The 25,072-nt window shown below is 67.9% G+C and carries 22 protein-coding genes, 1 tRNA gene and 1 pseudogene; 10 read left to right on the top strand and 14 right to left on the bottom strand.

What is annotated here, in order from left to right:
• Position 1 precedes the first annotated feature (1 nt).
• From cysS to QAR72_RS05655, 5 genes are all read left to right on the top strand, one after another.
• Positions 2-1,474, top strand: a complete 1,473-nt coding sequence (gene cysS, locus QAR72_RS05635; protein ID WP_304616389.1) for a cysteine--tRNA ligase — start codon at positions 2-4, stop codon at positions 1,472-1,474.
• The gene (locus tag QAR72_RS05640; RefSeq protein ID WP_304616390.1) at positions 1,471-2,241 is read left to right on the top strand and encodes a squalene/phytoene synthase family protein; all 771 of its coding nucleotides are present in this window, start codon (positions 1,471-1,473) and stop codon (positions 2,239-2,241) included. Before cysS ends, QAR72_RS05640 begins: the two co-directional genes overlap by 4 nt.
• Before the next feature lie 91 nt (positions 2,242-2,332).
• Positions 2,333-3,202, top strand: coding sequence for an ABC transporter permease (locus QAR72_RS05645; RefSeq protein ID WP_304616391.1), 870 nt, complete (start codon positions 2,333-2,335; stop codon positions 3,200-3,202).
• Positions 3,202-4,017 (top strand): ABC transporter permease, encoded by an 816-nt coding sequence (locus QAR72_RS05650; RefSeq protein ID WP_304616392.1) that lies wholly within the window; start codon positions 3,202-3,204, stop codon positions 4,015-4,017. The genes QAR72_RS05645 and QAR72_RS05650 overlap by 1 nt, the downstream gene beginning before the upstream one ends.
• An 11-nt stretch (positions 4,018-4,028) precedes the next feature.
• Positions 4,029-5,111, top strand: coding sequence for an ABC transporter ATP-binding protein (locus QAR72_RS05655; RefSeq protein WP_304616411.1), 1,083 nt, complete (start codon positions 4,029-4,031; stop codon positions 5,109-5,111).
• A 3-nt stretch (positions 5,112-5,114) separates the two neighbouring features.
• Here the strand turns inward: QAR72_RS05655 and QAR72_RS05660 are convergent, their stop codons facing one another.
• The 6 genes from QAR72_RS05660 to QAR72_RS05685 all read right to left on the bottom strand — a co-directional run bounded on the left by QAR72_RS05660 (position 5,115) and on the right by QAR72_RS05685 (position 10,489).
• Positions 5,115-6,449, bottom strand: coding sequence for a cytochrome P450 (locus tag QAR72_RS05660; RefSeq protein ID WP_304616393.1), 1,335 nt, complete (start codon positions 6,447-6,449; stop codon positions 5,115-5,117).
• The gene (locus tag QAR72_RS05665; protein ID WP_304616394.1) at positions 6,446-7,630 is read right to left on the bottom strand and encodes a hypothetical protein; all 1,185 of its coding nucleotides are present in this window, start codon (positions 7,628-7,630) and stop codon (positions 6,446-6,448) included. Before QAR72_RS05665 ends, QAR72_RS05660 begins: the two co-directional genes overlap by 4 nt.
• A gap of 79 nt (positions 7,631-7,709) precedes the next feature.
• Complete coding sequence (locus QAR72_RS05670; RefSeq protein WP_304616395.1) at positions 7,710-8,393, bottom strand: M48 family metallopeptidase; 684 nt, start codon at positions 8,391-8,393, stop codon at positions 7,710-7,712.
• Positions 8,394-8,441: 48 nt separating this feature from the next.
• Complete coding sequence (locus QAR72_RS05675; protein ID WP_304616396.1) at positions 8,442-9,623, bottom strand: vWA domain-containing protein; 1,182 nt, start codon at positions 9,621-9,623, stop codon at positions 8,442-8,444.
• Positions 9,623-9,787 carry a hypothetical protein gene (locus tag QAR72_RS05680; protein ID WP_304616397.1) on the bottom strand — a complete coding sequence of 55 codons (165 nt, stop codon included), beginning with the start codon at positions 9,785-9,787 and terminating at the stop codon, positions 9,623-9,625. The genes QAR72_RS05675 and QAR72_RS05680 overlap by 1 nt, the downstream gene beginning before the upstream one ends.
• A gap of 81 nt (positions 9,788-9,868) precedes the next feature.
• Positions 9,869-10,489, bottom strand: coding sequence for an arylesterase (locus QAR72_RS05685; RefSeq protein ID WP_304616398.1), 621 nt, complete (start codon positions 10,487-10,489; stop codon positions 9,869-9,871).
• A 100-nt stretch (positions 10,490-10,589) separates the two neighbouring features.
• Here QAR72_RS05685 and QAR72_RS05690 point away from each other — a divergent pair, with 100 nt between their 5' ends.
• The 5 genes from QAR72_RS05690 (at position 10,590) to eutC (ending at position 16,187) form a co-directional block, all read left to right on the top strand.
• Positions 10,590-11,285 carry an ABC transporter ATP-binding protein gene (locus QAR72_RS05690; RefSeq protein ID WP_304616412.1) on the top strand — a complete coding sequence of 232 codons (696 nt, stop codon included), beginning with the start codon at positions 10,590-10,592 and terminating at the stop codon, positions 11,283-11,285.
• Positions 11,282-13,819, top strand: coding sequence for an ABC transporter permease (locus tag QAR72_RS05695; RefSeq protein ID WP_304616399.1), 2,538 nt, complete (start codon positions 11,282-11,284; stop codon positions 13,817-13,819). The genes QAR72_RS05690 and QAR72_RS05695 overlap by 4 nt, the downstream gene beginning before the upstream one ends.
• A gap of 86 nt (positions 13,820-13,905) precedes the next feature.
• A tRNA-Leu gene (locus QAR72_RS05700) sits at positions 13,906-13,992 on the top strand.
• A gap of 93 nt (positions 13,993-14,085) precedes the next feature.
• Positions 14,086-15,462 carry an ethanolamine ammonia-lyase subunit EutB gene (locus tag QAR72_RS05705; protein WP_304616400.1) on the top strand — a complete coding sequence of 459 codons (1,377 nt, stop codon included), beginning with the start codon at positions 14,086-14,088 and terminating at the stop codon, positions 15,460-15,462.
• On the top strand, positions 15,459-16,187 hold the full coding sequence (gene eutC, locus QAR72_RS05710; protein WP_304616401.1) for an ethanolamine ammonia-lyase subunit EutC: 729 nt from the start codon (positions 15,459-15,461) through the stop codon (positions 16,185-16,187). The genes QAR72_RS05705 and eutC overlap by 4 nt, the downstream gene beginning before the upstream one ends.
• Positions 16,188-16,196: 9 nt before the next feature.
• Here eutC and QAR72_RS05715 read toward each other — a convergent pair whose 3' ends face one another.
• The 8 genes and pseudogenes from QAR72_RS05715 to QAR72_RS05750 form a co-directional block, all read right to left on the bottom strand.
• Positions 16,197-19,592 carry a chemotaxis protein CheB gene (locus tag QAR72_RS05715; protein ID WP_304616402.1) on the bottom strand — a complete coding sequence of 1,132 codons (3,396 nt, stop codon included), beginning with the start codon at positions 19,590-19,592 and terminating at the stop codon, positions 16,197-16,199.
• Positions 19,585-20,130: a PAS domain-containing protein gene (locus tag QAR72_RS05720; RefSeq protein WP_304616403.1), complete on the bottom strand. Its 546-nt coding sequence runs from the start codon at positions 20,128-20,130 to the stop codon at positions 19,585-19,587. Before QAR72_RS05720 ends, QAR72_RS05715 begins: the two co-directional genes overlap by 8 nt.
• A 150-nt stretch (positions 20,131-20,280) precedes the next feature.
• Positions 20,281-21,141, bottom strand: coding sequence for an alpha/beta fold hydrolase (locus QAR72_RS05725; protein WP_304616404.1), 861 nt, complete (start codon positions 21,139-21,141; stop codon positions 20,281-20,283).
• Positions 21,142-21,177: 36 nt separating this feature from the next.
• A complete protein-coding gene (locus QAR72_RS05730) occupies positions 21,178-21,966 on the bottom strand; it encodes an enoyl-ACP reductase FabI (protein ID WP_304616405.1) in 789 nt (262 codons plus the stop codon).
• 20 nt (positions 21,967-21,986) lie between these two features.
• Positions 21,987-23,216, bottom strand: coding sequence for a beta-ketoacyl-ACP synthase I (gene fabB / locus QAR72_RS05735; RefSeq protein WP_304616406.1), 1,230 nt, complete (start codon positions 23,214-23,216; stop codon positions 21,987-21,989).
• Positions 23,217-23,240: 24 nt separating this feature from the next.
• Entirely contained in the window at positions 23,241-23,750 is a 510-nt protein-coding gene (gene fabA / locus QAR72_RS05740) for a bifunctional 3-hydroxydecanoyl-ACP dehydratase/trans-2-decenoyl-ACP isomerase (RefSeq protein WP_304616407.1), read from the bottom strand.
• Positions 23,751-23,870: 120 nt separating this feature from the next.
• Complete coding sequence (locus tag QAR72_RS05745; RefSeq protein ID WP_304616408.1) at positions 23,871-24,755, bottom strand: glycosyltransferase family 2 protein; 885 nt, start codon at positions 24,753-24,755, stop codon at positions 23,871-23,873.
• A pseudogene (locus tag QAR72_RS05750) lies at positions 24,755-25,072 on the bottom strand (hypothetical protein); the annotation flags it as partial. The gene QAR72_RS05745 and the pseudogene QAR72_RS05750, both read right to left, overlap by 1 nt.

The following is a 25,072-nucleotide window of genomic DNA, read 5'->3' on the forward strand; positions in this document are numbered from 1 at the left end:
GATGGTGCAGATCCGCCTGACGAATACCCGCACGCGCCGGAAAGAGGATTTCCAGCCGATCGACCCGACCAATCTGCGCCTCTATCTCTGTGGGCCGACCGTCTATGACCGCGCCCATCTGGGCAATGCGCGGCCCGTGCTGGTCTTCGACGTGCTGGTACGGCTGCTGCATCACGTCTATGGCCGCGAAGCCGTGACCTATGTGCGCAACTTCACCGACGTGGATGACAAGATCAACGCCGAGGCGCAGCGCCGCAAGGCCGCGGGCTCGGCCCTGTCGCTGGAGGCGCTGGTGGCCGAGCGTTCGGACGAGACCATCGCCTGGTATCACGCCGACATGGACGCGCTTGGCGCCATGCGCCCCCATATCCGGGGCGAGGTGACGCCCGTGGCAGAGCCTCGCGCCACCGCCTATATCGCGCAGATGATCCAGATGAACCTGGACCTGATCGCGCGCGGCCATGCCTACGAGGCCGAGGGGCATGTGCTGTTCGACGTGCGGTCCTTTCCCGATTACGGCAAGCTGTCGGGTCGTTCGGTCGATGACATGATCGCGGGTGCGCGGGTCGAGGTCGCGCCCTTCAAGCGCGACCCGATGGATTTCGTGCTGTGGAAGCCCTCGGATGACGAATTGCCGGGCTGGGACAGCCCTTGGGGGCGGGGACGTCCGGGCTGGCATATCGAATGCTCGGCCATGTCGGCGGCGCTGCTGGGGCCGTCCTTCGACATCCATGGCGGGGGCATCGACCTGCAATTCCCCCATCACGAAAACGAGATCGCGCAGAGCTGCTGCGCCCATCCCGCCGAGGGGTTCGCCCGCTACTGGCTGCACAACGAGATGTTGCAGGTCGAGGGCAAGAAGATGTCCAAGTCGCTTGGCAACTTCTTCACCGTCCGCGACCTGCTGGATCGCGGCGTGCCGGGCGAGGTGATCCGCTTCGTGATGCTGTCCACGCATTACCGCAAGCCGATGGACTGGACCGAAGCGAAGGCCGCCGAGGCCGAAGCCGTGCTTCGGCGGTGGCGAGGGCTTGTTGCGGGCATCGAACCCGCAACAAGCCCGGCGCCCGCGCTGGTCGAGGCGCTTGCCGACGACCTGAACACGGCGGGCGCCTTTGCGGTGTTGCACGATCTGGCGGCGCGCGGCGATGCGGCGGGGCTGCTGGCCTCGGCGCGGATGCTGGGGCTGCTTCTGCCCGAGATGTCGGAGTGGTATGAGGACGCAAAGTCGACGGAATGGATTGCGGGTTCGCTGAGTGTCGAACCTCTCGTCCGTTTGCTTGTCCAGAAGCTGGCCGAGGCACGAAAAGCGAAGGATTTCGCAACTGCAGACGCAATCCGCGCAGACTTGACCGGTATCGGCATCACCCTGAGCTATGACCCCGATGGTGGCATCACCTACAAGCGCGAGCAGCAGGCCGACTTGTCCCAAGTCTCCGCTATCGCAGCGAAGCACGGCATTTCAGCGACATGACCCTAGAAGCCTGCACCGAGACGCTGCGCGAGCATGACCCCCTGCGCTTCGGCGCCGTTCTGGTGGCCGATCCGCAGGACCGGCCCGCCCTCGTCACGCTCTACGCGCTGAACCTCGAGATTGCGCGGGCGCCCTTTCAATCGGCCGAGCCGATGCTGGCCGAGATGCGGCTGCAATGGTGGGTGGATAGGCTGGCCGAGATGGGGCGCGGCACCGCGCCGCCCCTGCATGACGTTCTGACCCCGCTCTGGGAGATCTGGGGCGCCGATGCCGGCACGCTGGAGCCGCTGGCCGAGGCTCGTCGTCGCGATTGCGCGCGCGAACCCTTCGAGGGGCCGGCCGAGGTGATCGCCTATGTCGATGCCACGGCGGGCGGGCTGGTCTGGGCGGCTGCCTCGCGGCTGGGCGCGCCCGACGGCGCGCGCGAGATCGTCGCGGCCCAGGCACGGGGCGCGGGGCTGGCCGCCTGGCTGCGCGCGTTGCCGCAGCTTCAGCCGATGGGCCTGGGCCTGGCCGATCCGGACCCGGAGGATCTGGCCCTGCTGGCCGAGGCCGCCCGCGACGGGCTTCGCATAGCTGCCCGGATGCATCGCAAGCTGCCCAAGCGCACGGCAGCGGCGCTTTATCCCGGCCCCCGCGTGCCGCGCCTTCTGTCCGAAATCGCGGCAGGGCGCATCGACGCCTTCACCGAAGTTCCCGCCATTTCGGCCTTTCAGCGCCGGGCGTCGCTGGCCCGTCTGGCGGTGACAGGGCGCTGGTGGCGGTGAGGCCTCGCAAAAAGGCTCTTTTCCTGCCGCCCGCGCTATGGAAGGAATTGGCGGACGGGGTCGCGCAGGCGGCCATGATGGCGGGGGAATAATGGCCGGACGCAGACTTGATGCCGAGGGGCGGGCAGGGCTGGCCCTGATCTCGCCGCCGCTTCTGTTCGCGCTGCTGATCCTTGCGGCGCCGCTGCTGACCATCCTGGCGACCAGCTTCCTGACCGACGGCTATCTCGAGATCATCCGCGAGCCGACGCTTGCGAATTACACGCAGGTCTTCACCGATCCCATCGTGCGGGTGGTGATGCTGCGCTCGCTTGGCGTGGCGGCGATGGTGACGCTGGTGACGGTCGTGCTGGCCTTTCCGGTCGCCTATTACGTCAGCTTCCATGTCCGCCCGGAACGCAAGGCGATGTGGCTGTTCCTGATCACCATTCCCTTCTGGACCAGCTACCTGATCCGGGTCTTCCTGTGGAAGGTGATCCTGGGCTTCAACGGGGTGGTCAACACGACGCTGACCGGCCTTGGCATCATCGATGCGCCGCTGACCTTCATTCTCTACAACGTCAATTCCATCGTGATCACGCTGGCCCATGCCTATGCGCCCTTTGCGATCCTGCCGATCTTCATCGCGCTGGAAAAGATCGACCGCTCGCTTCTGGAAGCCGGGCGCGATCTGGGCGAGAGCCGCCTGATGACCTTCTGGCGCGTCACGCTGCCGCTGGCCATGCCGGGGGTGATCGCGGCGGTGCTGATCGTCTTCATCCCGACCATCGGCGATTACGTCACCCCCGAAGTGATCGGCGGCGGCAAGATCCCGATGATCGCGAACCTCATCCAGGTGCAGATGCTGGCGCTGGACAACCGGCCGCTTGGTTCGGCGCTGGCGGTGACGACGATGGTGATCGTGGCGCTGGTCAGCGTGCTGTTCCTGGCGCTGAACCGCCGCTTTCTGAGGGGGCGCTGATGAAGGCCAATTCCGGGCGCGGCCTTCAGGCCTATGTGATCCTCTATCTGCTGTTTCTCTATGCGCCGATCCTGCTTCTGCCGATCTTCGCCTTCAATTCGGGAACCGTGATCGCCTTTCCGCTGCAGGGCTTCACGACGGAATGGTTCGCGCAGATGTGGGGCAATGCGACGCTGCGGCGGGCCCTGTCGAATTCGCTGACCATCGCGGTCTCGGCCTCGATTCTGGCGACCTGCCTGGGGATCTTCGCGGCGCGCGCCTCGACGCGCTATGTCTTTCCGCTGAAGGGCGGCGTGATGGGCTTCATCATGCTGCCCATGGTCCTGCCCGAGATCATCGTCGCCATGTCGCTGCTGGTCGTTCTGCTGGGCATGGGGGTGCAGCTGTCGATCCTGACGGTGATTGTCGGACATACGCTGATCTGCATGCCCTATGCGATCGCGGTCCTGTCCACGGCCTTTTCCAGCCTTGACCGCAGCCTTGAAGAGGCCGCCTATGATCTGGGCGAGACGAAATGGGGCGCCTTCCGGCTGGTCACGCTGCCCCTGGTCATGCCGGGCATCATCAGCGCGCTCTTGATCAGCTTCACCATCAGTCTGGACGAGTTCATCATCGCCTTCTTCCTGGCGGGGAACGAGCCGACGCTGCCCACCTACATCTTCAGCCAGCTGCGCTTTCCGCGCGCGATCCCGGTCATCATGGCGCTCGGGACCGTGCTGGTGATCCTGTCGGTCGTCCTTCTGGCGCTCGGCGAATATTTCCGTCGCCGGGGCAATGCCCGCATCGGCGGCAAGCCCACCGGAGGGTTGCTGTGACCGAAAAGCCGATGATCCAATGCCACGGCGTCCACAAGTATTACGGCGAATACCACGCGCTGCGCGGGATCGACCTGACCATCCGCGCGGGTGAGTTCTTCTCGCTTCTGGGGCCGTCGGGCTGCGGCAAGACCACGCTTCTGCGCACCATTGCCGGGTTCGAGGGGATCAGCGACGGCGCGATCCTGATCGACGAACGCCGCATGGACGAGGTGCCCGCGAACAAGCGGCCGACGAACATGGTGTTCCAGTCCTACGCCATCTTCCCGCATCTGGCGGTTGCCGAGAACGTGGCCTTCGGCCTTCGCCGCGATCCGAGGTCCAGGGCCGAAAAGGCGGCGGCGGTCGAAGAGGCGCTGGCCATGGTCGGCCTGCGCGGCTACGGGGCGCGGGCGGCGCATGCGCTGTCGGGCGGGCAGCGCCAGCGGGTCGCGCTGGCGCGCGCGCTGATCCTCAAGCCCAAGGTGCTGCTGCTGGACGAACCCCTGTCCGCGCTGGATCGCAAGATGCGCGAACAGATGCAGGTCGAGCTGATCAAGCTGCAACGCCAGGTTGGCATCACCTTCGTTCTGGTGACGCATGACCAAGAAGAGGCGCTGGTCATGTCCGACCGCATCGCCGTGATGTTCGAGGGCGAGATCGCGCAGATGGACAGCCCCGAGGCGCTTTACGCCCGCCCCGCCACGCGCCGCGTCGCGGATTTCATCGGCGTGATGAACTTCCTGCCGGTGACGATCCTGTCCGAGGACGGGCAGGGCGCGCTGGTCGATGTGGCGGGCCTCGGGCAGGTCCAGATCCCCGCCGACCAGATCAGCCGCGCCAGCCCCGATGATGACGGCCCCAGCATCGGCTTCCGCCCCGAGACGATGACGCTGGTGACACCGGGTCAGGCCCATAACCAACCGCGCGAATCCGAGGCCACGATCGACGAGGTCGTCTATTACGGCGACATGACCTATTACGATCTGCGGCTGGACGGGGCGGGCAAGGTCGTCCGCATCTCGATGCGCAACGTCTTCGGACGGGATGTGCAATGCGTGGGCACCCGCACCCGGCTCGCCTGGTCGCCCGGTTCGCGGGTCCTGTTCCGCTAAGCTCTAGCGCGGGGTCAGGCGCAGCCAGACCCCGTCCGCCGCCCGGATCGTCAGTCGTGCCACGGGGCGGGGGCGTTGCTCCGTGACCTCCATCCGGTGCGCGCCGGCGATGGCGGCCAGCATCACCGGCCCCTCGACCATGGCGAGGGCAGCGCCGGGGCAGGCGCGGGGACCGGCGGAAAAGGGCAGATAGGCCTGCCGGGCGCTGGCCTTGCCCTCGGGGCTGTCCCATCGTGCCGGGTCGAAATCGTCGGGCCGGTCCCACAGCCGCTGATGACGGTGCAAATGCCAGGGCGAGATCGTCAGCTGCGCCCCTTTCGGCACGTCACGGTCGCGGAAGCGTTCGGGCCGCGTGGCCTCGCGCGCGAACATGGCGACGGCGGGATAAAGCCGCAGTGCCTCGCGGAACACCGCCCGGCTGGCCGTCAGTCGCGAGACGCAGGCGAAATCCTCGCCCAGCAGCGCGGACTCGGCCGCGACGCGGTCCTGCCATTCGGGATGTTCGGCCAGAAGCCACAGGGCCCAAGCCAGAACCGAGGCGCTGGTCTCGTGCCCGGCCAGAAACAGCACCGCGACCTGGTCGATCATTTCGGCCTCGGTGAAGCAGGCGCCGGTCTGGGGATCGGGCGTCGTCATGATCTTGGTCGCTAGATCGTCGGGCGCGGTCCCCGCCCGGATCGCCGCCATGCGTTCCGCGACCAGCCCCGCGATCAGGCTCCTGATGCGCCCTGCCGTCTGCCTGGTGCGGTGCGAATGGGGGCGGGGCAGCCAACGCGGCAGGGGCAGCAACGCGGCCAGATTGACCAGCGGCTGCGCCTCCTGATGCTCGCGAAAGGCGGAAAAGACCTCGGCGGCGATGCCGTGCTCGACCGGGATCGAGAACAGGCTGCGAAAGATCACATCCGCCGCCGCATGGGCGGCATGTGGTTCGACATCAACCAGACCCTCGGGCAGGCGGGCGGCGGCGGCATGGGCGGCATCGAGGATCGCGGCATAGCTGTGCCGGACGCGTCCGCCTTCAAAGGCCGGGTCGATGATGCGGCGCTGATGCGCCCAATCCTCGCCATTCGAGATGAAGACCCCGTTGCCCAGCAGCGGCGCCAACCCCTCGCGCATCCGGTTCGATTTCGGGAAGTCTTCGGGCCTTTCCTGAAGAATGACCTTCAACAACTTGGGATCGTTGCAGAAAAAGCTGTGGATCAGCGGATTGCGGAACTCGGCCATCCAGGCGCGGTAAAGCCGTTCGGGCAGGGCGGCCAAGAGGTCGCTCCGAAAGCCGCGCATCAGGCCCAGAAGAGTGCCGCGCCCTTCGGCGCCGCGCGGGCGCGGTGCAGTCATGGCCGCGCGCCGACCGGCCGGGTGATCCGTCCGGGCGAGGGTTTGCGACCCGCGAAACGCTGCGCCAGCGTCTGCGGTCCGGCGGTGATGGCAAAGTAATCGTAATCGCCCGGCCGGTCGAAGGCGCAGAGATACTGGAAGTGCAGCCTGAACCAACGGTTGTGGATCTCGCGCTGCTTTTCGGGCGACAGGGTCTGCGTATAGGCGGCCGAGATCACCAGCGGCCAAAGCTGCCCCTCGCCCCCTGCGCCGCAGACCGCGACCGGATCGCAGAGCGCAAAACAGCAGGCATCGCCCGGCGCGGTCACGTCCAGCCAGAAGATGTCGTCGCGCCGCGTCAGCCAGGCCAGATCCTCGCGCAGACGTCCCGCATCGGGCAGGAAGGCCGCCATGGGCACGACATGGCCGAGCGTCAACAGCGACAGGTCCGGCCCCTGCGGGCGGCCCTGACGCAAGAGATCGGCCAGCACCGACACCGCCAGATAGGCCCCCGACGAATGGCCGACGACCAGAACCTCGTCCAGATCCTCGGCCAGAACCTCGGTCAGGCGGGTGCGGAACTCGGCCAGCCGTTCCTCCAGCGCCTGCGGATAGGCGCCGCGATGGGCGGCGGTAAAGGCGTAATCATGCATCAGGTAATAGGCGAAAAGCCGGTGATCCAGCCGCCGCCCCAGGATCAGGATGCCGCAGAACGCGGCCAGCCCCGCGACAAGCCCGGCCCAGATCCCGGCGAGGGCCGCAATCGCCCAGCCCGCCAGAAGCCCCGCCAGCACGGCCAGCAGGAACTGCGCCGACAGGATTGCGATCGGATAGAGCGCGGCGATGACCGGCCCCCGCCTGAGCCGCATCAGCCGCGTCAGCGTGCCAGTCGCGATATAGGTCCAAGCGGTGCGAAGAAGCTGGGCATAGGTGCCAGGAATGCCCGCCCGCATCGAGGCCTGCACGATGTCGGACCAGACCAGAACCTCGATCCGGGTCTCCGCCTCGGCGTCGCCCATGCGCGATGCGACGCCCCACGAGAAACGCTGCGGGTCGGGCCCGGTTGGCAGCATGGACAGTTCATGGCCCGAGATCCGCGCCTGTTCCGCACCCTCGCGGCGATAGAGTTCGCGGTAGCGGCGTGGCGGGATCGGGTCGAAGCCCGGCAGATACAGCACGCGGCGGCGGAAGGGGCGGGTCATCCGAAGGGCCTTTCTGTCGCCACGCAGAATAGAGCCTGCGCCCCGCGCGGCAAGCCCTCGGGACGAATTCGACGCAAAATCAGCGTGCCCGCCAGCGTGCCTCCAGCGCCTCGATCGCGGCGATGCGCTGCGGGGCGGGGGGGTGCGACAGGAACCAGACGGGCGCGCCCACGCCCTGCGCGCCGGTCAGCCGTTCAAGCTTGCGGAACAGCGATTTCTGCGGCTCGGTCCCCAGACCGGCCTTGATCATCAGGGCGCTGGCGAAGCGGTCGGCCTCGAACTCGTCCTGACGCGACAGGCGGGCCGCCACGGCTGTGGCCACCAGATTGGCGATCCATGCGCCAAGGCCGGGAAGAAAGCGCCCCAGAACCCCTGCCAGCGCCAGCCGGATGGCGTTCTGCCCCGCGAAGTCGATCATCCGCCGCCTCGCATGGCCCAGACTGACATGGCCCAGCTCATGCGCGATGACGCTGGCCATTTCCTCGGCCGTGACCTCGCAGGCATCCAGCTTGCGGATGAAGCCGCGCGTCAGGAAGATGCGGCCGTCCGGGGCGGCAAGCCCGTTCACAGGCTCGACCTCGTAGATATGGGCCTGGATCGGCGGCAGGTCCATCGCGCGCCCCAGGCGTTCCAGCATGGGCGTCAGGCGCGGATGGCGCAGTGGCGTCGATTTCTGGTTCAGTTCCTGTTTCAGGCGCCATGCGGAAAAGAACCACATCGCGGCCAGATAGAGGATCAGGAGAAGCAGGGGCAAATAGCGCATGCCCGCAATATGGTCGCAACGCGCCAGCCCTGCCAGAGCCTGCGGCGCTTAGCCCAGAATTCGCATGGCGCGCGTCAGCCCGTCCAGCGTCAGGGGCATCATTCGGTTCTCGAAGATACTGCCGATCATGCCGATGGATTGGGTATGCGGCCAATGCGCCTCGGGGACGGGGTTCAGCCAGACATGGTCGGGAAAGGCGCCGGTCAGGCGGCGCAGCCACGTCTCGCCCGATTCAGGGTTCCAGTGCTCGTTGGCGCCGCCCGGGACGGCGATCTCGTAGGGCGACATCGAGGCATCGCCCACAATCACGCATTTGTAATCGCGGCCAAAGCGGTTCAGCACATCGAAGGTCGGCGTCTGTTCGGTCCAGCGGCGGCGATTGTCGGTCCACAGCCCTTCATAGATGCAGTTGTGAAAGTAGAAATGCTGCATGTGCTTGAATTCGGCCCGCGCGGCGCTGAACAATTCATCCACGACGCGGATATGGTCGTCCATGCTGCCGCCCACATCCAGAAACAGCAGCACCTTGACCGCGTTGCGCCGTTCGGGCCGGGTCTGCACGTCGATATAGCCGTGATCGGCGGTGGCGCGGATCGTTGCGGGCAGGTCCAGTTCCTCGGCCGCACCGTGGCGCGCCCATTGGCGCAGGCGTTTCAGCGCGACCTTGATGTTGCGCGTGCCAAGGGCGACCGAATCGTCGAAATCGCGGAATTCGCGCTTGTCCCAGACCTTGACGGCGCGACGGTGGCGGCTGGCATCCTGGCCGATCCGCACGCCTTCGGGGTTGTAGCCATAGGCGCCAAAGGGCGAGGTTCCCGCCGTGCCGACCCACTTGCTGCCGCCCTGATGGCGAGCCTGCTGTTCGGCCAGCCGCGCGCGCAAGGCCTCCATCAGCGCCTCGAAGCTGCCGCTGCCCCGGATCGCTGCCTTTTCCTCGTCGGACAAAACCTTCTCGGCCAGCTTTTCCAGCCATTCGCGGGGCAGCGCGCGTTCGTTGACCAGCGCCTCGAGCGGGATCTCGGCCAGCCCCGAGAAGCTTTCGGCAAAAGCCCGGTCGAAGCGGTCCAGATGCCGTTCGTCCTTGACCAGCGCCACACGGGCAAAGTGGTAGAAGCCCTCGACCGTCCAGCCCGCGACGCCGGCCTGAAGCCCCGCGATCAGATCCAGCCATTCCCGCAGCGAGACCGGAACCCCGTTCCGGCGCAGGCTGTCAAGGAAGGGCAGGAACATCAGGCCATCCGGTGAATGATGATCGTGGCAAAGACCCCGATCATCGCAAGGCCCAGCCCATAGGCAAAGGCATATTGCGCCTTGTCGCGACGGTTGCCGCGCAATTGCGCGGCGCGGCGCCAGCCGAGCAGGGCTCCGAAGATGGCGGCGGCGATGACGATCATGGGCGGCGCTCCTGTCTGTGCAGGCCGGGGATAGCTTGGCCCGCGCCTGCCCGCAACCGGGCAGGGCCAGTCAGCGGCAGGTCATGGGGCATCGGGCTGGCGGGCGCGGTCCAGAAGTCGTTCTACCTCGGGTCCGATGGCCGCGACGATCTGGCGCACGCCCTCGGCATTGGGATGGATGCGGTCGTCCTGCATCAGATCGGCGATGGACAGGCCCTGCGTCGCCTTTTCGCCAAGGGGGCCAAGGAAGTCGGGCACCAAGATCGCGTCATGTTCCTGGGCCAGATCGACATACATCGCCTCGAAGTCGCGGCGGAAATCGGGGCCGTAATTGCCGGGCGCGGGCAGTCCCGCCAGCAGGACAGGCACGCCCGCCGCCCCGGTCGCGGTCAGGATCGCGTCCAGATTGGCGCGGCTGGCGGCCGGGTCGATCCCGCGCAGCAGGTCATTGCCGCCAAGCGCGACGATCATGGCATCGGGCGCCTCGGCCAGGGTCCAGTCGATGCGGGCCGCGCCGCCCGCCGTCGTGTCGCCCGATACGCCCGCATTGATCACCGTCACGTCATGGCCGCGATCGGTCAGCCAATCCTGCAGCACGGGGACGAAACCCTCGTCCTGCGGCAGGCCGTAGCCCTGCGTCAGACTGTCGCCCAGTGCCGTCAGGACCAGCGGTTCCGCCGCTACCGGCGACGCCGCCAGCATCACCGGCAGGATTGTGACCGCCGCGCGGTTGCGCAGCGCGCGCCGCGCCCCATATCCTGCCGCAGGTGCGAAAAGCCGAAGCAAAGCAGGGATGAACGAGATGACCGAGCCCGTGATCCGCCTTGAAGACGCCCGATTGACGCTGCAAGGCAATGCCGGTCCGGTCGAGATCCTGCGGGGCATCACGCTGGACGTGGCGCGCGGCGAGACGGTGGGGTTGGTCGGGCCATCGGGTTCGGGCAAGTCGTCGCTCCTCATGGTCATGGGCGGGCTGGAACGCGCCACTGGGGGGCGGGTGCAGGCGCTTGGTCAGGATCTGACGGCCCTGAACGAGGACGCGCTGGCCCGCTTTCGTCTGGGCAATATGGGGGTGGTGTTCCAGTCCTTCCACCTCATCCCGACGATGACGGCGCTTGAAAATGTCGCGACCCCGCTGGAACTGGCGGGAATGGCTGACGCCTTCGACCGCGCGGCCGAGGAACTGCGCCGTGTGGGCCTAGGCGCGCGGATGGACCACTATCCCGGCCAGATGTCGGGGGGCGAACAGCAGCGCGTCGCGCTGGCCCGCGCCGCCGCGCCGCGCCCGGCGATCCTGCTGGCGGACGAGCCGACCGGCAATCTGGACGGCGCGAACGGGCAGGCGATCATGGACCTGCTGTTCGGCCTGCGCGCCGATCACGGCGCGACCCTGGTTCTGGTGACGCATGCTCCTGACCTGGCCGCGCGCTGTGACCGTGTCGTGCGTCTGGCCGATGGCCGGATCGATGCCTCGGCCATCCCGCAGGCCGCCGAATGAGCCTGCGTATCGCCGCCCGGATCGCGCGCCGGGAATTGCGCGGTGGCCTTGGCGGCTTCTGGATCCTGCTGATCTGCCTTGCGCTTGGCGTCGCGGCCATTGCCGGCGTCGGCACGGTCCGCGCCGCGATCGAGGCGGGTCTGGAACGCGAAGGCGCGGCGCTCTTGGGTGGCGACGCGCAGGTCAGCCTGACCTACCGTTTCGCCGACCCTGCGGAGCGTGAATGGTTCGAGGAAAACAGCCTAACCGTTTCCGAAATAGTCGATTTCCGTTCCATGGTGGTCGTGGGGGAGGGCGCCGGGGCCGAACGCGCCCTGACCCAGGTCAAGGGCGTGGACGCGCTTTGGCCGCTGGTCGGTCAGGCGGTGCTTGAGCCTGACATGCCTATCGCGCAGGCGCTCGGGGTTCAGCCTTCGGGCCTGCCCGGCGCGGTGGTCGAGCCGCTTCTGCGCGACCGGCTGGGGCTTGAGATCGGCGACCGCTTCCGGCTTGGCGTGCAGGAATTCGAACTGACCGCGGCGTTGGTCAGTGAACCCGATGCGGGGGCGGCGGGCTTCGGCTTCGGGCCGCGCACGCTGGTCCTGACCGAGGCACTGGCCAACAGCCAGCTTCTGGGCGCGGGCACGCTGTTCGACAGCCGATACCGGATGATGCTGGCGCCGGATGCCGATCCCGACGCCCTGCGCTCGGCCCTGCGCGAAGCGTTTCCCGACAGCGGCGCGCGCTGGCGCGATGCCCGCCGCGGCGCGCCGGGGATCGAGATGTTCGTGGACCGGATCGCGGCCTTTCTGGTTCTGGTCGGCCTGACGGGGCTTGCCGTGGGCGGCGTCGGCGTCTCGGCGGCGGTGCGGACCTATCTGGCGCGCAAGACCGAGGTGATCGCGATCCTCAAGACGCTCGGTGCGCCGGGGCGGACGATCTTCTGGGTTTATTTCATCCAGATCGGCGTGATGGCGCTGCTGGGGATCGCGGCGGGGCTGGTGCTTGGCGCGGGCGTGCCGCTGGCCCTGTCGCCGCTGCTGGCGGACCGTCTGCCGGTGCCTGCGGTCTTTGGCCTCTATCCCGCGCCTCTGGCCGAGGCGGCGCTCTATGGGCTTCTGACGGCCTTCGTCTTCACGCTCTGGCCGCTGGCGCGCAGTGAACAGGTCCGCGCGGCGGCCCTGTTCCGGGGTATGGGCGGCGTGGCGGAGGGCTGGCCGAGGGCGCGCTATCTTCTGGCGATGATCGCGGCCCTGGCGGTGCTTATCGGGGCTGCGGCCTGGTTCTCGGGTGTGCCGGAACTGGCGCTCGGGGCCGCGGTCGGCATCCTCGGCGCCTTTCTCGTGCTGGTCGTCGCCGCCCTGCTGGTCCGGCGCCTCGCGCGGGCGCTGGCGCGCACGCGGCTGGTGCGGGGGCGCCCGGCCTTGCGGCTGGCACTGGCCGCGATCGGAGGCCCGCGCGAAGAGGCGATGTCGGTCATCCTGTCGCTCGGCCTGGGCCTGACGGTCCTGGCCGCCGTGGGGCAGGTCGAATCGAACCTGCGATCCGCGATCCAGAACGAATTGCCCGAACGCGCCCCGGCCTATTTCTTCGTCGATATCCAGACCGACCAGCTGCCCGAATTCATGGCCCGGCTGGATGATGACCCCCTTGTCTCGAATGTCGAGACCGCGCCGATGCTGCGGGGCATCATCACGCGCCTTCAGGACCGTCCGGCCGCCGAGGTCGCGCCGGGCCATTGGGTGCTGCGCGGCGACCGGGGCGTGACCTATGCGGCGGCGCCTCCGCCCGGCACGGTGCTGACCCGTGGCGAATGGTGGCCCGAGGATTACGCAGGCCCGCCCCTTGTCAGCATGTCCGACGAGATCGGGCGCGAGATCGGCCTGAATCTTGGCGACACGGTCACGGTCAACATCCTCGGCCGCGACATCACCGCGACCATCGCCAGCTTCCGCGAGGTCGATTTCAGCACGGCGGGCATCGGCTTTGTCATGGCGATGAACCCGGGGGCGCTGCAGGGGGCCCCGCATACCCATATCGCCACCGTCTATGCCCCGCCCGAGGCCGAGGCCGCGATCCTGCGCGATCTGGGCAGCCGCTTCCCCAACATCACCGCCGTTCCCGTGCGCGAGGCCATCGACCGCGCGGCCGAGGCGCTGTCGGGGATCGCCGCCGCGACATCCTGGGCGGCGGCGGCCACCCTGCTGACCGGCTTCGTCGTGCTGATCGGCGCGGCGGCGGCGGGCGAACGCGCCCGCGTCTTCGAGGCGGCGGTGCTCAAGACGCTTGGCGCGGTGCGTGGGCGGGTGCTGGCCTCTTTCGCGCTGCGCTCGGCGCTTCTGGGGGCGGCGGCAGGGCTTGTAGCGCTGCTTTGGGGCGGGCTTGCGGGCTGGGCGGTGATGCGCTTCGTGATGGAGACCGATTTCCGCTTTGACGCGGCCTCGGCCATCGGCATCGTCGCGGGCGGCGTTCTGTCGACACTGCTGGCGGGCCTTGCCTTCGGTTGGCGGCCCCTGTCGGCGCGGCCTGCGCAGGTGCTTCGGGCGCAGGACTGACGCGCATCCCGGCCATGCGCGCTGGGATGCGTTTTTCCCCTTTTCAAGGCGCGCGGGACCGGCTATCAGGCGCGCACTGCCCGGATGCGGTCGTGGCGGAATTGGTAGACGCGCAGCGTTGAGGTCGCTGTTCCTTAACCGGAGTGGAAGTTCGAGTCTTCTCGACCGCACCATCTAACCCCCTGAAATAGACCTGATCGGTCTGGTCTCTTGACCTTTCGCGTGGCGGCGCCCCATCATGTGGCGCGGCTGTCCGGGGTTTTTTCATGACGACATATCGCGCCAGCGCGCGGGGCGAGACGTTCCGGTTCGACGATCTTGCGGCCGTGATGGCCGCCGCCTCGCCGGAACGGTCCGGCGACCAGCTGGCCGGCGTTGCGGCCGACAGCGCCCTGCAGCGTGTCGCCGCGCGCCGCGTGCTGATGGACCTGCCCTTGGCAAACTTCCTGAACGACGCGCTTGTCCCCTACGAGACCGACGAGGTCACGCGCCTGATCATCGACGGTCATGACCGCGCGGCCTTTGCCCCGGTCGCCTCGATGAGCGTGGGTGAATTCCGCGACTGGCTGCTCTCGCCCGCCGCCGATCGGGCGGCCCTGCGGGCGCTGGCGCCCGGCCTGACGCCCGAGATGGTGGCGGCGGTCAGCAAGCTGATGCGGAACCAGGACCTGATCCGCGTGGCCCGCAAGATCCGCGTGGAAACCGCCTTTCGGAACCGGATCGGGGGGCCGGGGGTCATGGCCTCTCGGTTGCAGCCGAACCACCCCGCCGACGATCCGCGTGGCATCGCCGTGGCCGTGCTGGACGGGCTGCTGCAGGGCGCGGGGGATGCGGTGATCGGGATCAACCCGGCCTCGGACAATCTGGGCAATTGCCACGCCATGCTGACGGCGCTGGACGAGATGCGGGCGGCGCTGGATATCCCGACCCAGACCTGCGTCCTGACCCATGTGACGAACGCGCTGACGCTGATCGAACGCGGCGCGCCGGTGGATCTGATCTTCCAGTCCGTCGCCGGGACCGAGGCCGCCAATGACGGCTTCGGCATCACCCTGGCCATGCTGGCCGAGGCGCATCAGGCAGGGCTGTCGCTGAAGCGCGGTACGGTCGGGCGCAACGTGATGTATTTCGAGACGGGGCAGGGCTCGGCCTTGTCGGCCGAGGCGCATCACGGCGTCGATCAGCAGACGCTTGAGGCACGCGCCTACGGCGTCGCACGGGCCTTCGATCCGCTGCTGGTGAACACGGTCGTGGGCTTCATCGGGCCGGAATACCTGTTCGACGGCAAGCAGATCATCCGGGCCGGGCTAGAGGATCATTTCTGCGGCAAGATGCTGGGCCTGCCGATGGGGGTGGATGTCTGCTACACCAACCACGTCGAGGCGGATCAGGACGACATGGACAATCTGGCCACGCTTCTGGCGCAGGCGGGGGTGAATTTCGTGATCGCCGTGCCGGGGGCGGATGACGTGATGCTGGGCTATCAGAGCCTGGCCTTCGAGGATATCGCCTATCTGCGAGAGGTGACGTGCCTGACCCCTGCGCCCGAATTCGCGGCTTGGCTGCAGGCCTTCGGTCTGGCGGGGCGGGATGCTTTGCCCGATCCCGGTGCCATGGCGCGCAAGCTGGGCCTTCCGGCATGAGCGCGCCCGACCCCTGGGCGCGGCTGGCCGGTCTGACCCCGGCGCGGGTCCGGCTGCGGGCGGGGATGCGGCCCGTTTCGATGGAGGAATTGCTGACCTTCCAGCAGGATCATGCCGCCGCGCGCGACGCGATCCACGGCGCGGTGGATTGGGCGGCACTGGCCCGTGCGCTGCACTCGCTGCCGGTCCTGCACGCGGCCAGCGCCGCGACCGACCGCCCGACCTATCTGCGCCGCCCCGATCTGGGCCGCCGGCTGGCCGAGGGCGATCTGCCATGCAGCAGGCCGGATTTGCTGATCGTGGTGGGCGACGGGTTGTCGGCGCCCGCCGTGATGGCGCAGGCGGCGCCGCTGGTCCATGCGCTGGTTCGCCGCCTGCCGGAACTGGACGGGCAGCCCATCGTGCTGGCGCGGGGCGCGCGGGTGGCGCTTGGCGATGCGATCGGCCAGGCGATGGGCGCGGCCATGGTGCTGATGCTGATCGGCGAAAGGCCGGGCCTTTCGGTGGCCGACAGCCTGGGCGCCTATCTGACGCGCGCACCCCGGACGGGTCTGCGCGACAGCGCGCGCAATTGCGTCTCGAACATCCACATGAATGGCGGTCTGGATCACGAGGCCGCCGCAGACCGCCTGCTGTGGCTGATCACCGAAGCGCGGCGCATCGGCGCGACCGGGATCGCGCTGAAGGATGACAGCGCCGCCGCAACGCCGCTGCCCGGTGCCTAGAAACGGCGCCTAGAACGAGAAACGCGTGATGCGCTGCCCGGGCTGCTGGTCCACCTCCAGCGCGGCGCCAAGCTGGGCGGCGGCGCCTTCCAGCAGGACCGAGCCGAAGCCCTCATCCGGGGTCTCGGTCTCGCGGTCGGCGCTGTAGGTTTCCGCCCAGACCAGTTCCGTCCGTTCGCCGCAGGTCCAAGTCACGTCAAGATGGCCCGGGATCGGGCCGAGAACACCGTATTTGAACGCATTCGTCGCCAGTTCGTGCAGGATCAGCGACAGCGGCACGACCTGTCCCGCCCGCACCTTGACCGGCGGCCCCTCATGCGAGGATTTGGCCGCGTCATAGGGTGCCAGCGTCGTGCCGACCAGCTCCGCCAGATCCAGTTCGACCGAGGCGCCGCGCCGCGTCGTCAGGCTGTGCGACTGCGCCAGCGCGTTGATCCGGGCCGAGACCTCTTCGACCACCGTTTCGGCCTCGTCGGTCTCGCGCGCGGCCATCCGCAGCATCGCGGCAATCTGGGTGAAGAGGTTCTTCACCCGGTGATCCATCTCGGAGATCACCGCCTCGCGCAGTCGGGCCGAGGTCTCGACGGCGGTCACATCCAGCATCACGCCCAGCACGCAATCCGCGTCTTCGGACAGGCGCTGGCCGGCGGCCTCGATCCGGGTCTGCGGATCGGTGGCAGGCGTCAGCACGCGGCGCAGGCTGGCGCCGGTCAGGCAGGCCTCGATATCGGCGAGGAACGCGTCGCGGTCGGTGGGATCGATCAGCGCGGCAAAGGCGGTCAGCGGCAGGTTCGCGGTGCGCCCGATGCCCAGCAGATCGGAACTGTCATCGATTGTGACGCTGCGATTGTCGGCGTCGAACTGCCAGACGGCGATGCGCGCCAGGCTGCGGACGGCAGTCAGCCGCTCGTTCTGACGCTCGACCGCCTGGCGCAGGTCGCGCAGGGCGGTGACGTCATCGAAGACCAGCATGGCGCCCTGCAGATGCCCGTCAGGGCCGCGATAGGGCTTGACGTCGACGCGCCAGCTGCGGTGTCGGCGCGGCTCGGCGATCTCGCAGCCCTGCGCCTCGCCCTGGGTCACGACCTCGCGGGCCATGCGTTCCAGCAGGTCGCCGCCGAAGACATTGGACACATCGGCCAGCGGCCGCCCGTGATCCGACCGGCGCAGCGGAAAGATCTGCAGCGCGGCTGCGGTGAAGTTGCGCACCCTGATGTCGCGATCCACGACCAGAAGAGGGATCTTGGTGGCCGAAAAGAAGTTCTGCAGGTCAGAATTGGCCGAGGTCAGGTCGTCGATCTTGGATTTCAGTTCATCATTGACGGTGCTGAGTTCCTCGTTCGTCGACTGAAGCTCCTCGTTCATCGACATCATTTCCTCGTTCGAGGATTTGAGTTCCTCGTTCGCGGTCTCAAGCTCTTCGACGGCGCTGCGCAGTTCCATCTGGGTCAGCCGCAGCTCTTCCTCAAGCCGTTCGCTCTGGCTTTCGCCAAGCGTCAGCTCGTCGTAATCGGGCTGGCCTTCCTCGCTGGCGGCCAGCGGGCCTGTCTCGCGGAAGACCAGAAGGACCGAACGGTCAGGGAGGGGCTCGGCCGTCAGCGTGACCGGCTGGCGGCCCAGTTCCGAACGTGCCACCAGATCGCGCATGACCAGCGGACGTTCGGTGGCGGTCACTTCCTCGATGGCGCGGGTCACGGCCTCGCGCAGGCCCTTGCTGACGACGGCGGCCGCCAGGACCGGACCGCGCGCCGCCGGATCGACCGTCACGAATCGCGCGAGCCGCCCCGAGGACCACAGCACCTCGCCCGAGCGCGACACCTGCAGCGCGGCGGGGGCGTGGCGGTCCAGCACCCGGCGCTGCGCGCTCTGCACGATCTCGGACGGAACCGGCGCGCCGCGCGGCGTGCCCTGCGTCTCGCCCGTCTTGTGGCTGCGCGCGGCGGTGAAGGGCAGGTCCAGCGGCAGGCGCGCGGGCGCCTCGTCCCGGCGGTAAAGCCGCGCCTGACGGTCAAGCTCGGTGAAATGGATCGCCTCGCGACGCACGCCCTCGGACGGGCCCAGCAGCAGATAGCCGCCCGGACGCAGCGCATAGTGGAACAGCGGCAGCACACGCGACTGCAGATCCTCGTCCAGATAGATCAGCAGGTTGCGGCACGAGATCAGATCCACCCGGTTGAAGGGCGGATCGCGCACCAGCGAATGCAGCGAGAACCGCACCCGGTCGCGCAGTTGCGGCACGATCCGCATCAGTCCGTCGCGGTGGCTGGTGTAATCGTGGCGAAGCTCTTCGGGGATATCGACCAGCGCGCTGATCGGATAGGTCCCGCCGCGCGCCACGTCGATCATGCGGCGGTCGATATCCGAGGCAAAGACGGTAAAGCGCGGCCTGCGCCCGGCAGCGCGCATCTCGGAATCCAGCAGCATGGCGATGCTGTAGGCTTCCTCGCCGCTGGAGCATCCCGGCACCCAGACGCGCAGGTCGTCGCCCTGATGCGCCTGGACAAGCGGCCGGATCGCCTTGTCCCGCAGTGCCTCGAAGGCCTCGCGGTCGCGGAAGAACCGCGTGACGTTGATCAGGAACTCGTTCAGCAGCGCCTCGCATTCGTCGGGGCTGGAATCCAGATGGCGCAGATAGGCGCGGCTGTCGGCCAGCCCGTGCACCTGCATCCGCCGCCGGATGCGCCGCAGCAGGGTCGAGATCTTGTAGCCCCGGAAATCATGCCCCGTGCGGTCGCGCAGCAGGTCGCAGATGCGGCGGGCATCGCCGATCATCGCCTCTTCGGCCATGCCCTCGTGGCTGCTTTCGAAGAATTGCAGCAGGGTGGGCACGATCTGCTCGGGCGTCAGCACGAAATCCACGAGGCCCGTCGCCTCGGCCGAAAGGGGCATGCCGTCATAGCGGGCGGTGCGCGGCTCCTGCACGACGCAGATGCCGCCATGTTCCTTGATCGCCCTGAGGCCAAGCGTGCCGTCCGCGCCCGTGCCCGACAGGATCACGCAGGCAGCCGCGGCACCCTGATCATGGGCGAGGCTTTCGAAGAAGTCGTCGATGGGGCGGCGCAGCCCGCGCGGCTGGTCGAACCCGGTCAGCTTCAGCCGCCCGCCCTCGATCAGCAGGCGGGCGCCGGGGGGGATCGTGTAGACATGGCCCGGCACGACCTGCGTGCCGTCGCGCGCCTGCTCGACCGTCAGTTCGGTGCGCCGGTCCAGCAATTCGGCCAGCACGCTGTCATGGGTCGGGTCCAGGTGCTGGATCACCACATAGGCGGCCGGGTCCTGACGGCGCGCGGCGCGCAGCAGATCGTGCAGCGCCTCGAGCCCCCCGGCCGATGCGCCGATCCCCACGACGGCAAAGGTCTGCGCGGCACGCTGGCCGGTCATCTCGGGCCCCGAGGCATCATTCATCGCGCACCGCAAATCTGGCAAGTGTGGTGATCGAGCGGGCGATCAGACCCGCCGAATCCGTCATGGTCAGGCCGAAATGGCCGATGGTCTGGCGCATCGTGTCCAGAGTGCCGATCAGCACCTCGTCATTGCCGGCCAGGGCGGCGGCCTGACGGGCGGTGGTGATGTCGAATTGCGAGGCGATGACGAAGCGGATCCGCCCCTGCTGGTCGCGCAGCTTCGACAGGAAGACTAGGTTCAGAAAGCCCGAACCGTCATGGCGCCGGTTCAGCACCGGAAAGCGTCCGTCATCGCGGCTGGCATCCTTCAGAAAGGCCGACATCGCGGCGATCTGGTGAACAGGGGTCGTGTCGTCCTGCAGAAAGCGGCAATTTCGCCCGAGGACGGCCGCCTGCTCGAACCCGGTCAGGCGTTGAAAGCCGCGATTGACCATGATCAGCGGCATGTCCGCCTCGGCCGTGGCAAGCGACAGCGCCACGTTGGACCGGGCGATCTGCGCGCGCAGCGGCTCGGGGGGCATCAGAGCATCCTGCATCATCCGGCCGACCCTTGCCTTGGGGGCGGAATTGCCCCCGCCAAGCCTATGCAAAGACGCGTTGTCTCACAAGACCCGTAAGGTGCATATCGTGCAAACAAATGTCGCGCAGAGCGCGCAGATGCCGCTGTTGCGCGGCGTTCGGGGACGGCATCACGATCCGGTCAGCCGTGCCGCGCAGGCGGCCAGCCAGCGCCGGATCGCCTCCAGCGCCTCGGGCTCGTCCAGCCAGGGGATATGCGCCCGGCCCGGCACCTCGGCCATGATCAGGTCGGGGCGCATCGCCGCCATCCGGGCGCAGGTCGCCGGTGACAGCAGATCGGAATTCGCGCCCCGGATCAGCGCCACGGGCAGATCCCCCGTCGCCTGCCAGAGCGGCCACAGATCCGGTGCCTCGCCCTCGAAGGCAGCCAGAAAGGCTTCGCGCAGGGCAGGGTCGTAATTGATCCGCAGCCCCTCGGGCGTCTCGTGGTAATGGCGGCGCACATCCGCAAGCCAGCGGCCCTCGGGGACGTCTGAAAAGCCGTCCATCAGCGCGGGAAGCCGCTCGGCCAGTTCGGCATGGCTGCGCGCGACGGGGTTGCGCCCGACATAGTCGAAGATCTTCTCAAGCCCCGCCCGCTCGATCTCGGGGCCGACATCGTTCAGGCAGATCCCCAGCAGCCGGTCACGGGCGGTGGCGGCCAGAAACAGCCCGTTCAGCCCGCCGCGTGAAGTGCCCAGCAGCGCCGCGCGCGCGATGCCCAGATGATCCAGCAGCTCGACCGCGTCACGCGCCTCGCGCGGGACGGTGTAGGTCGCGGCCCCGGTCCAGTCGGACGCGCCGCGGCCCCGATAATCCATGCGGATCAGCCGCACCCCCTGCAGATGCGGGGCGACATAGTCGAAATCCGCGCCGGTCCGCGTCAGGCCGGCCAGCGCCAGAACCGGCAGGCCTTCGCCCTGATCGGTATAGGCGATCCTTGCCCCGTCGCTTGCCGTGAAACCCGCCATCTCGCCGCCCTTCCGCGTCATGGAAACATCTTCGGGCATCCAGGGCCGCGCCGCCGCCTAGAGGTTCTCGCTCTGCGGCATGCCCAGCACGTGATAGCCGCCATCGACCGTCACCACCTCGCCCGTGGTGCAGGCGCCCCAATCCGACAGCAGCCAGCAGGCCGTGCCGCCGATCGCCTCCAGCGTCGCATTGGCGCGCAGGGGGGCGTTGGCCTCGGTATGGCGATAGGTCTTGCGCGCTCCGCCGATCGCCGCGCCGGCCAGCGTCTTCATCGGACCGGGACTGATCGCGTTCACGCGGATGCCGTCGGGGCCAAGGTCGTTGGCCAGATAGCGCACGCTGGATTCCAGCGCCGCCTTGGCCACGCCCATCACGTTGTAGAACGGCGTCACCCGGTTCGAGCCGCCATAGGTCAGCGTGATGATCGAGCCGCCCGCACCCATCAACGGATGCGCGCGCCGCGCGACCTCGATCAGCGAATAGCAGCTGATCTCGAGGCTGTGCTTGAAGTTGGCGCGGCTGGTATTCATGAACCGGCCGGTCAGCTCGTCCTTGTTCGAAAAGGCGATGGCATGGACCAAGAAATCCAGCCGGCCCCAACGCTCGGTGATGGCGGCGAAGGCCGCGTCCAGCGAGGCGTCGTCGGTCACATCGACATCGACCAGAAAATCCGACCCGACCGAGGCGGCCAGCGGCTCGACCCGCTTGCCGAACCCCTCGCCCTGATAGGAAAAGGCCAGTTCGGCCCCCTCGGCGGCAGCCGCCTTCGCGATGCCCCACGCGATGGAGCGCTCATTCGCGACCCCCATCACAAGCCCGCGCTTGCCCTTCAGAAGATCGCCCATGAATGCCCTCGGCCCTTATGTCACTCGATATAGCGCGACATCAGCAGCGTCGCATTGGTGCCGCCGAAGCCGAAGCTGTTCGACAGGACCGAATCCAACCCTGCATTGTCAACGCGGGTCGTGGCAATCTCGCCCGGTTGAATCTCGGGGTCCAGAGTGGCGACATTCGCCGAAGCCGCGATGAAGTCATTTTGCAACATCAGCAGGCTGTAGACCGCCTCGTGCACGCCGGTCGCGCCAAGCGAATGGCCCGTCAGCGACTTGGTCGAGCTGATCGGCGGGGTCGAGCCCTCGCCCCAGATGCGCCGGATCGCCTTGACCTCGCCGATATCGCCGACCGGGGTCGAGGTGCCGTGCGCGTTGATGTAGCTGACCTTGCGCCCTTCGGGCAGGGTGGACAGCGCCACGCGCATCGCACGCTCGCCGCCTTCGCCCGACGGCGCCACCATGTCGTAGCCGTCCGAGGTCGCGCCATAGCCCGTCACTTCGGCATAGATCTTCGCGCCGCGCGCCAAGGCGTGGGACAGTTCCTCCAGCACCAGCACGCCGCCGCCGCCGGCGATGACGAAGCCGTCGCGCGTGGCGTCATAGGGGCGGGACGCGGTTTCCGGCGTGTCGTTGTATTTCGACGACATCGCGCCCATTGCGTCGAAGAGGCAGGACAGGGTCCAGTCCAGTTCCTCGCCGCCGCCGGCAAAGACGATGTCCTGCTTGCCCATCTGGATCAGTTCGACACCGTTGCCGATGCAATGCGCGCTGGTCGCGCAGGCCGAAGTGATCGAGTAGTTCACGCCCTTGATCTTGAACGGCGTCGCCAGACAGGCCGAGTTGGTCGAGGACATGCAGCGCGTCACCATGAAGGGACCCATCCGCTTGGGGCTGCCCTTCTCGATCACGATCTGGTGGGCGTCGAAGAAATTGCTCGTCGAGGGGCCGCCCGAGCCCATGATCAGGCCGGTGCGCGGGTTCGAGACGTCGCTGTCGTCGAGGCCGCTATCCTTGATCGCCTGTTCCATGGCGATGAAGTTGTAGGCCGCGCCCGGACCCATGAAGCGCAGGTTGCGCTTGTCGATATGGTCCTCCAGCACGATCTGCGGCTTGCCGTGGACCTGGCTGCGAAAGCCGTGTTCGGCATATTCGGGGGCGGCCACGATGCCCGAACGGCCCGCGCGCAGGCTTTCCGTGACCTCGGCCGCATTGTTGCCGATGGGCGAGACGATACCAAGCCCGGTGATGACGACGCGTCGCATGGGGGCCTCCTTGTGCAAATGGGATCAGCTGGCCGAGAGGGCCACTTTCATGTCCTTGACCTGATAGATCACTTCGCCGTCGGCCTCGACCTGGCCATCGGCCACGCCCATGGTCAGGCGGCGGGTCTGGACGGCTTTGGTGAAATCAACGGTGTAGCGCAGCATCTTGCGGTCGGGGCGGACCATGCCGGTCAGCTTGACCTCGCCCACGCCAAGCGCATAGCCGCGCCCCTGCCAGCCGCGCCAGCCCAGGTTGAAGCCGGTCAGCTGCCACAGCCCGTCCAGGCCCAGACAGCCGGGCATGATCGGGTTGCCGGGGAAATGGCAGGCGAAGAACCACAGATCCGGGGTGATGTCGAACTCGGCCACGACATGGCCCTTGCCATGCGCGCCGCCATCCTCGGAAATCTCGGTGATGCGGTCCATCATCAGCATGGGCGGCTCGGGAAGCTGCGCGTTGCCGGGGCCGAACAGCTCTCCGCGCGCGCAGGCAAGCAGGTCGTCGCGGTCGAAGCTGGTCTTGGTCATAGCCATCCGGGTCATGCCTTCCGTGATCGGCCCGCAAGAGGGGCCTCAGTTCAAGTTGGCATCGGGTCTAGCACCGGCCATGCGCGGGGCGCAAGGGCGTCCCGGTCGGCCGTCCCGCCCGGGTGCCTAGAACCACTGGCCCGGTTCCATCAGCCCCAGCTCCATCAGCTGCTCGCTGTGCCAGCGGAAAGGGTGCGAATTGCGCCATGTCATGTCGTGGACATGCTCGCGCGAGCCCGGATTGCCGACCAGCGCCTTGGCCACCCGGAACGAGGCGATGGCGGCGGTGATGTTGTGGTGCCAAGGGCAGGAATAGGTGTTGTATTCCTCGTCCGAGAAGCGGTGATCGGGCAAGAGCCGCAGGCCCGGCGCCGCCTTGAACAGCGCGATCCGGTCGATGCGCCGGCGGTCAGGAGGCAGAAGCTCCTCGTAGCGCCAGCGCAGGCCGCCGTGGAAATCCAGCTGTCGTTCCAGCGGATGCCCGTCCGCGCCCTTGCGGCCAAGCGCGTAATAGCCGGTGCGGTCGAACATGGGCCGCTCCAGATCGACCGCGTCCGGATGCCGCGCCAGATCGCCCGCATAGAGATCGACCACATAGGTCAGCATCGCGCTGCGCCGTTCCTCGGTATGGAAGGCCAGCATCTCGCCCACGCTGCGCGTCTCGCAGAAGGGATAGAACAGGAATTCGGCGTTGTAGCAGTAATAGAGCCAGGTCGCCTCGGGGACGGCGTCGATCACGGCGTTCACGGCCTCGACATGGGCATCGGGGCGGCGCACGTTCTGGATCAGGTTCGTCACCCGCCCGGCCAGGGGCGGCAGTTCGGCCTCGGTCAGGGTGAGGGGGCGGTCGGACAGCGCCAGGATATGGCGGAAGCCCCGCTGAAGATGGTGCGACAGGGTCGCGGCCACGGCCTTGTCATCCTCGATCAGGATGACGGCCAAGGGGCCCTTGGCGATCTGTGCGGGTTTTCGGGCAAGAAACGGAATGAACTCGTGAACAGGCAGGCTCATCAGCGCATCACCGCCTTGACCTGCTCCAGCGCGGCAGCCAGCAATTGGGGGTTGTTGCCCGCCGTCTCGATCAGCCGGCGCAGCGTCGCCTTCTGGCTGTCGCTGATGGCGGCCTCGTCGATCAGGCGCGCGACCTCGGCGCGGTCAAAGCCCTCGGGGGTCAGCAGCGCCTCGATCCGGGCGGCGGTGGCTGCGGCGTCGGCCGTGTCCAGCGTTGCCTCGGCCGCGTCGCGCGTCGCCTCGACCACTTCGGCGGCGGCCTCGCCCGCCGGGGATTCGGCGGCGGCGCGGGCGGAGCGGTCGGCCGCCTCGATCGC

It is taken from the genome of Paracoccus sp. (in: a-proteobacteria) (genome assembly GCF_030604785.1).
Classification (GTDB): domain Bacteria; phylum Pseudomonadota; class Alphaproteobacteria; order Rhodobacterales; family Rhodobacteraceae; genus Paracoccus.

Coding starts and splice junctions, on each gene's coding strand:
- QAR72_RS05695 (WP_304616399.1), top strand. CDS start 11,282: ATGAGCCTGCGTATCGCCGCCCGGATCGCGCGCCGGGAATTGCGCGGT.
- QAR72_RS05745 (WP_304616408.1), bottom strand. CDS start 24,755: ATGAGCCTGCCTGTTCACGAGTTCATTCCGTTTCTTGCCCGAAAACCC.
- fabB (WP_304616406.1), bottom strand. CDS start 23,216: ATGCGACGCGTCGTCATCACCGGGCTTGGTATCGTCTCGCCCATCGGC.
- QAR72_RS05725 (WP_304616404.1), bottom strand. CDS start 21,141: ATGACGCGGAAGGGCGGCGAGATGGCGGGTTTCACGGCAAGCGACGGG.
- QAR72_RS05645 (WP_304616391.1), top strand. CDS start 2,333: ATGGCCGGACGCAGACTTGATGCCGAGGGGCGGGCAGGGCTGGCCCTG.
- QAR72_RS05690 (WP_304616412.1), top strand. CDS start 10,590: ATGACCGAGCCCGTGATCCGCCTTGAAGACGCCCGATTGACGCTGCAA.
- QAR72_RS05685 (WP_304616398.1), bottom strand. CDS start 10,489: ATGCTGGCGGCGTCGCCGGTAGCGGCGGAACCGCTGGTCCTGACGGCA.
- QAR72_RS05665 (WP_304616394.1), bottom strand. CDS start 7,630: ATGACCCGCCCCTTCCGCCGCCGCGTGCTGTATCTGCCGGGCTTCGAC.
- QAR72_RS05720 (WP_304616403.1), bottom strand. CDS start 20,130: ATGATGCAGGATGCTCTGATGCCCCCCGAGCCGCTGCGCGCGCAGATC.
- QAR72_RS05730 (WP_304616405.1), bottom strand. CDS start 21,966: ATGGGCGATCTTCTGAAGGGCAAGCGCGGGCTTGTGATGGGGGTCGCG.
- QAR72_RS05650 (WP_304616392.1), top strand. CDS start 3,202: ATGAAGGCCAATTCCGGGCGCGGCCTTCAGGCCTATGTGATCCTCTAT.
- eutC (WP_304616401.1), top strand. CDS start 15,459: ATGAGCGCGCCCGACCCCTGGGCGCGGCTGGCCGGTCTGACCCCGGCG.
- QAR72_RS05640 (WP_304616390.1), top strand. CDS start 1,471: ATGACCCTAGAAGCCTGCACCGAGACGCTGCGCGAGCATGACCCCCTG.
- QAR72_RS05680 (WP_304616397.1), bottom strand. CDS start 9,787: ATGATCGTCATCGCCGCCGCCATCTTCGGAGCCCTGCTCGGCTGGCGC.
- QAR72_RS05660 (WP_304616393.1), bottom strand. CDS start 6,449: ATGACTGCACCGCGCCCGCGCGGCGCCGAAGGGCGCGGCACTCTTCTG.
- QAR72_RS05675 (WP_304616396.1), bottom strand. CDS start 9,623: ATGTTCCTGCCCTTCCTTGACAGCCTGCGCCGGAACGGGGTTCCGGTC.
- QAR72_RS05715 (WP_304616402.1), bottom strand. CDS start 19,592: ATGAATGATGCCTCGGGGCCCGAGATGACCGGCCAGCGTGCCGCGCAG.
- cysS (WP_304616389.1), top strand. CDS start 2: ATGGTGCAGATCCGCCTGACGAATACCCGCACGCGCCGGAAAGAGGAT.
- fabA (WP_304616407.1), bottom strand. CDS start 23,750: ATGGCTATGACCAAGACCAGCTTCGACCGCGACGACCTGCTTGCCTGC.
- QAR72_RS05655 (WP_304616411.1), top strand. CDS start 4,029: ATGATCCAATGCCACGGCGTCCACAAGTATTACGGCGAATACCACGCG.
- QAR72_RS05705 (WP_304616400.1), top strand. CDS start 14,086: ATGACGACATATCGCGCCAGCGCGCGGGGCGAGACGTTCCGGTTCGAC.
- QAR72_RS05670 (WP_304616395.1), bottom strand. CDS start 8,393: ATGCGCTATTTGCCCCTGCTTCTCCTGATCCTCTATCTGGCCGCGATG.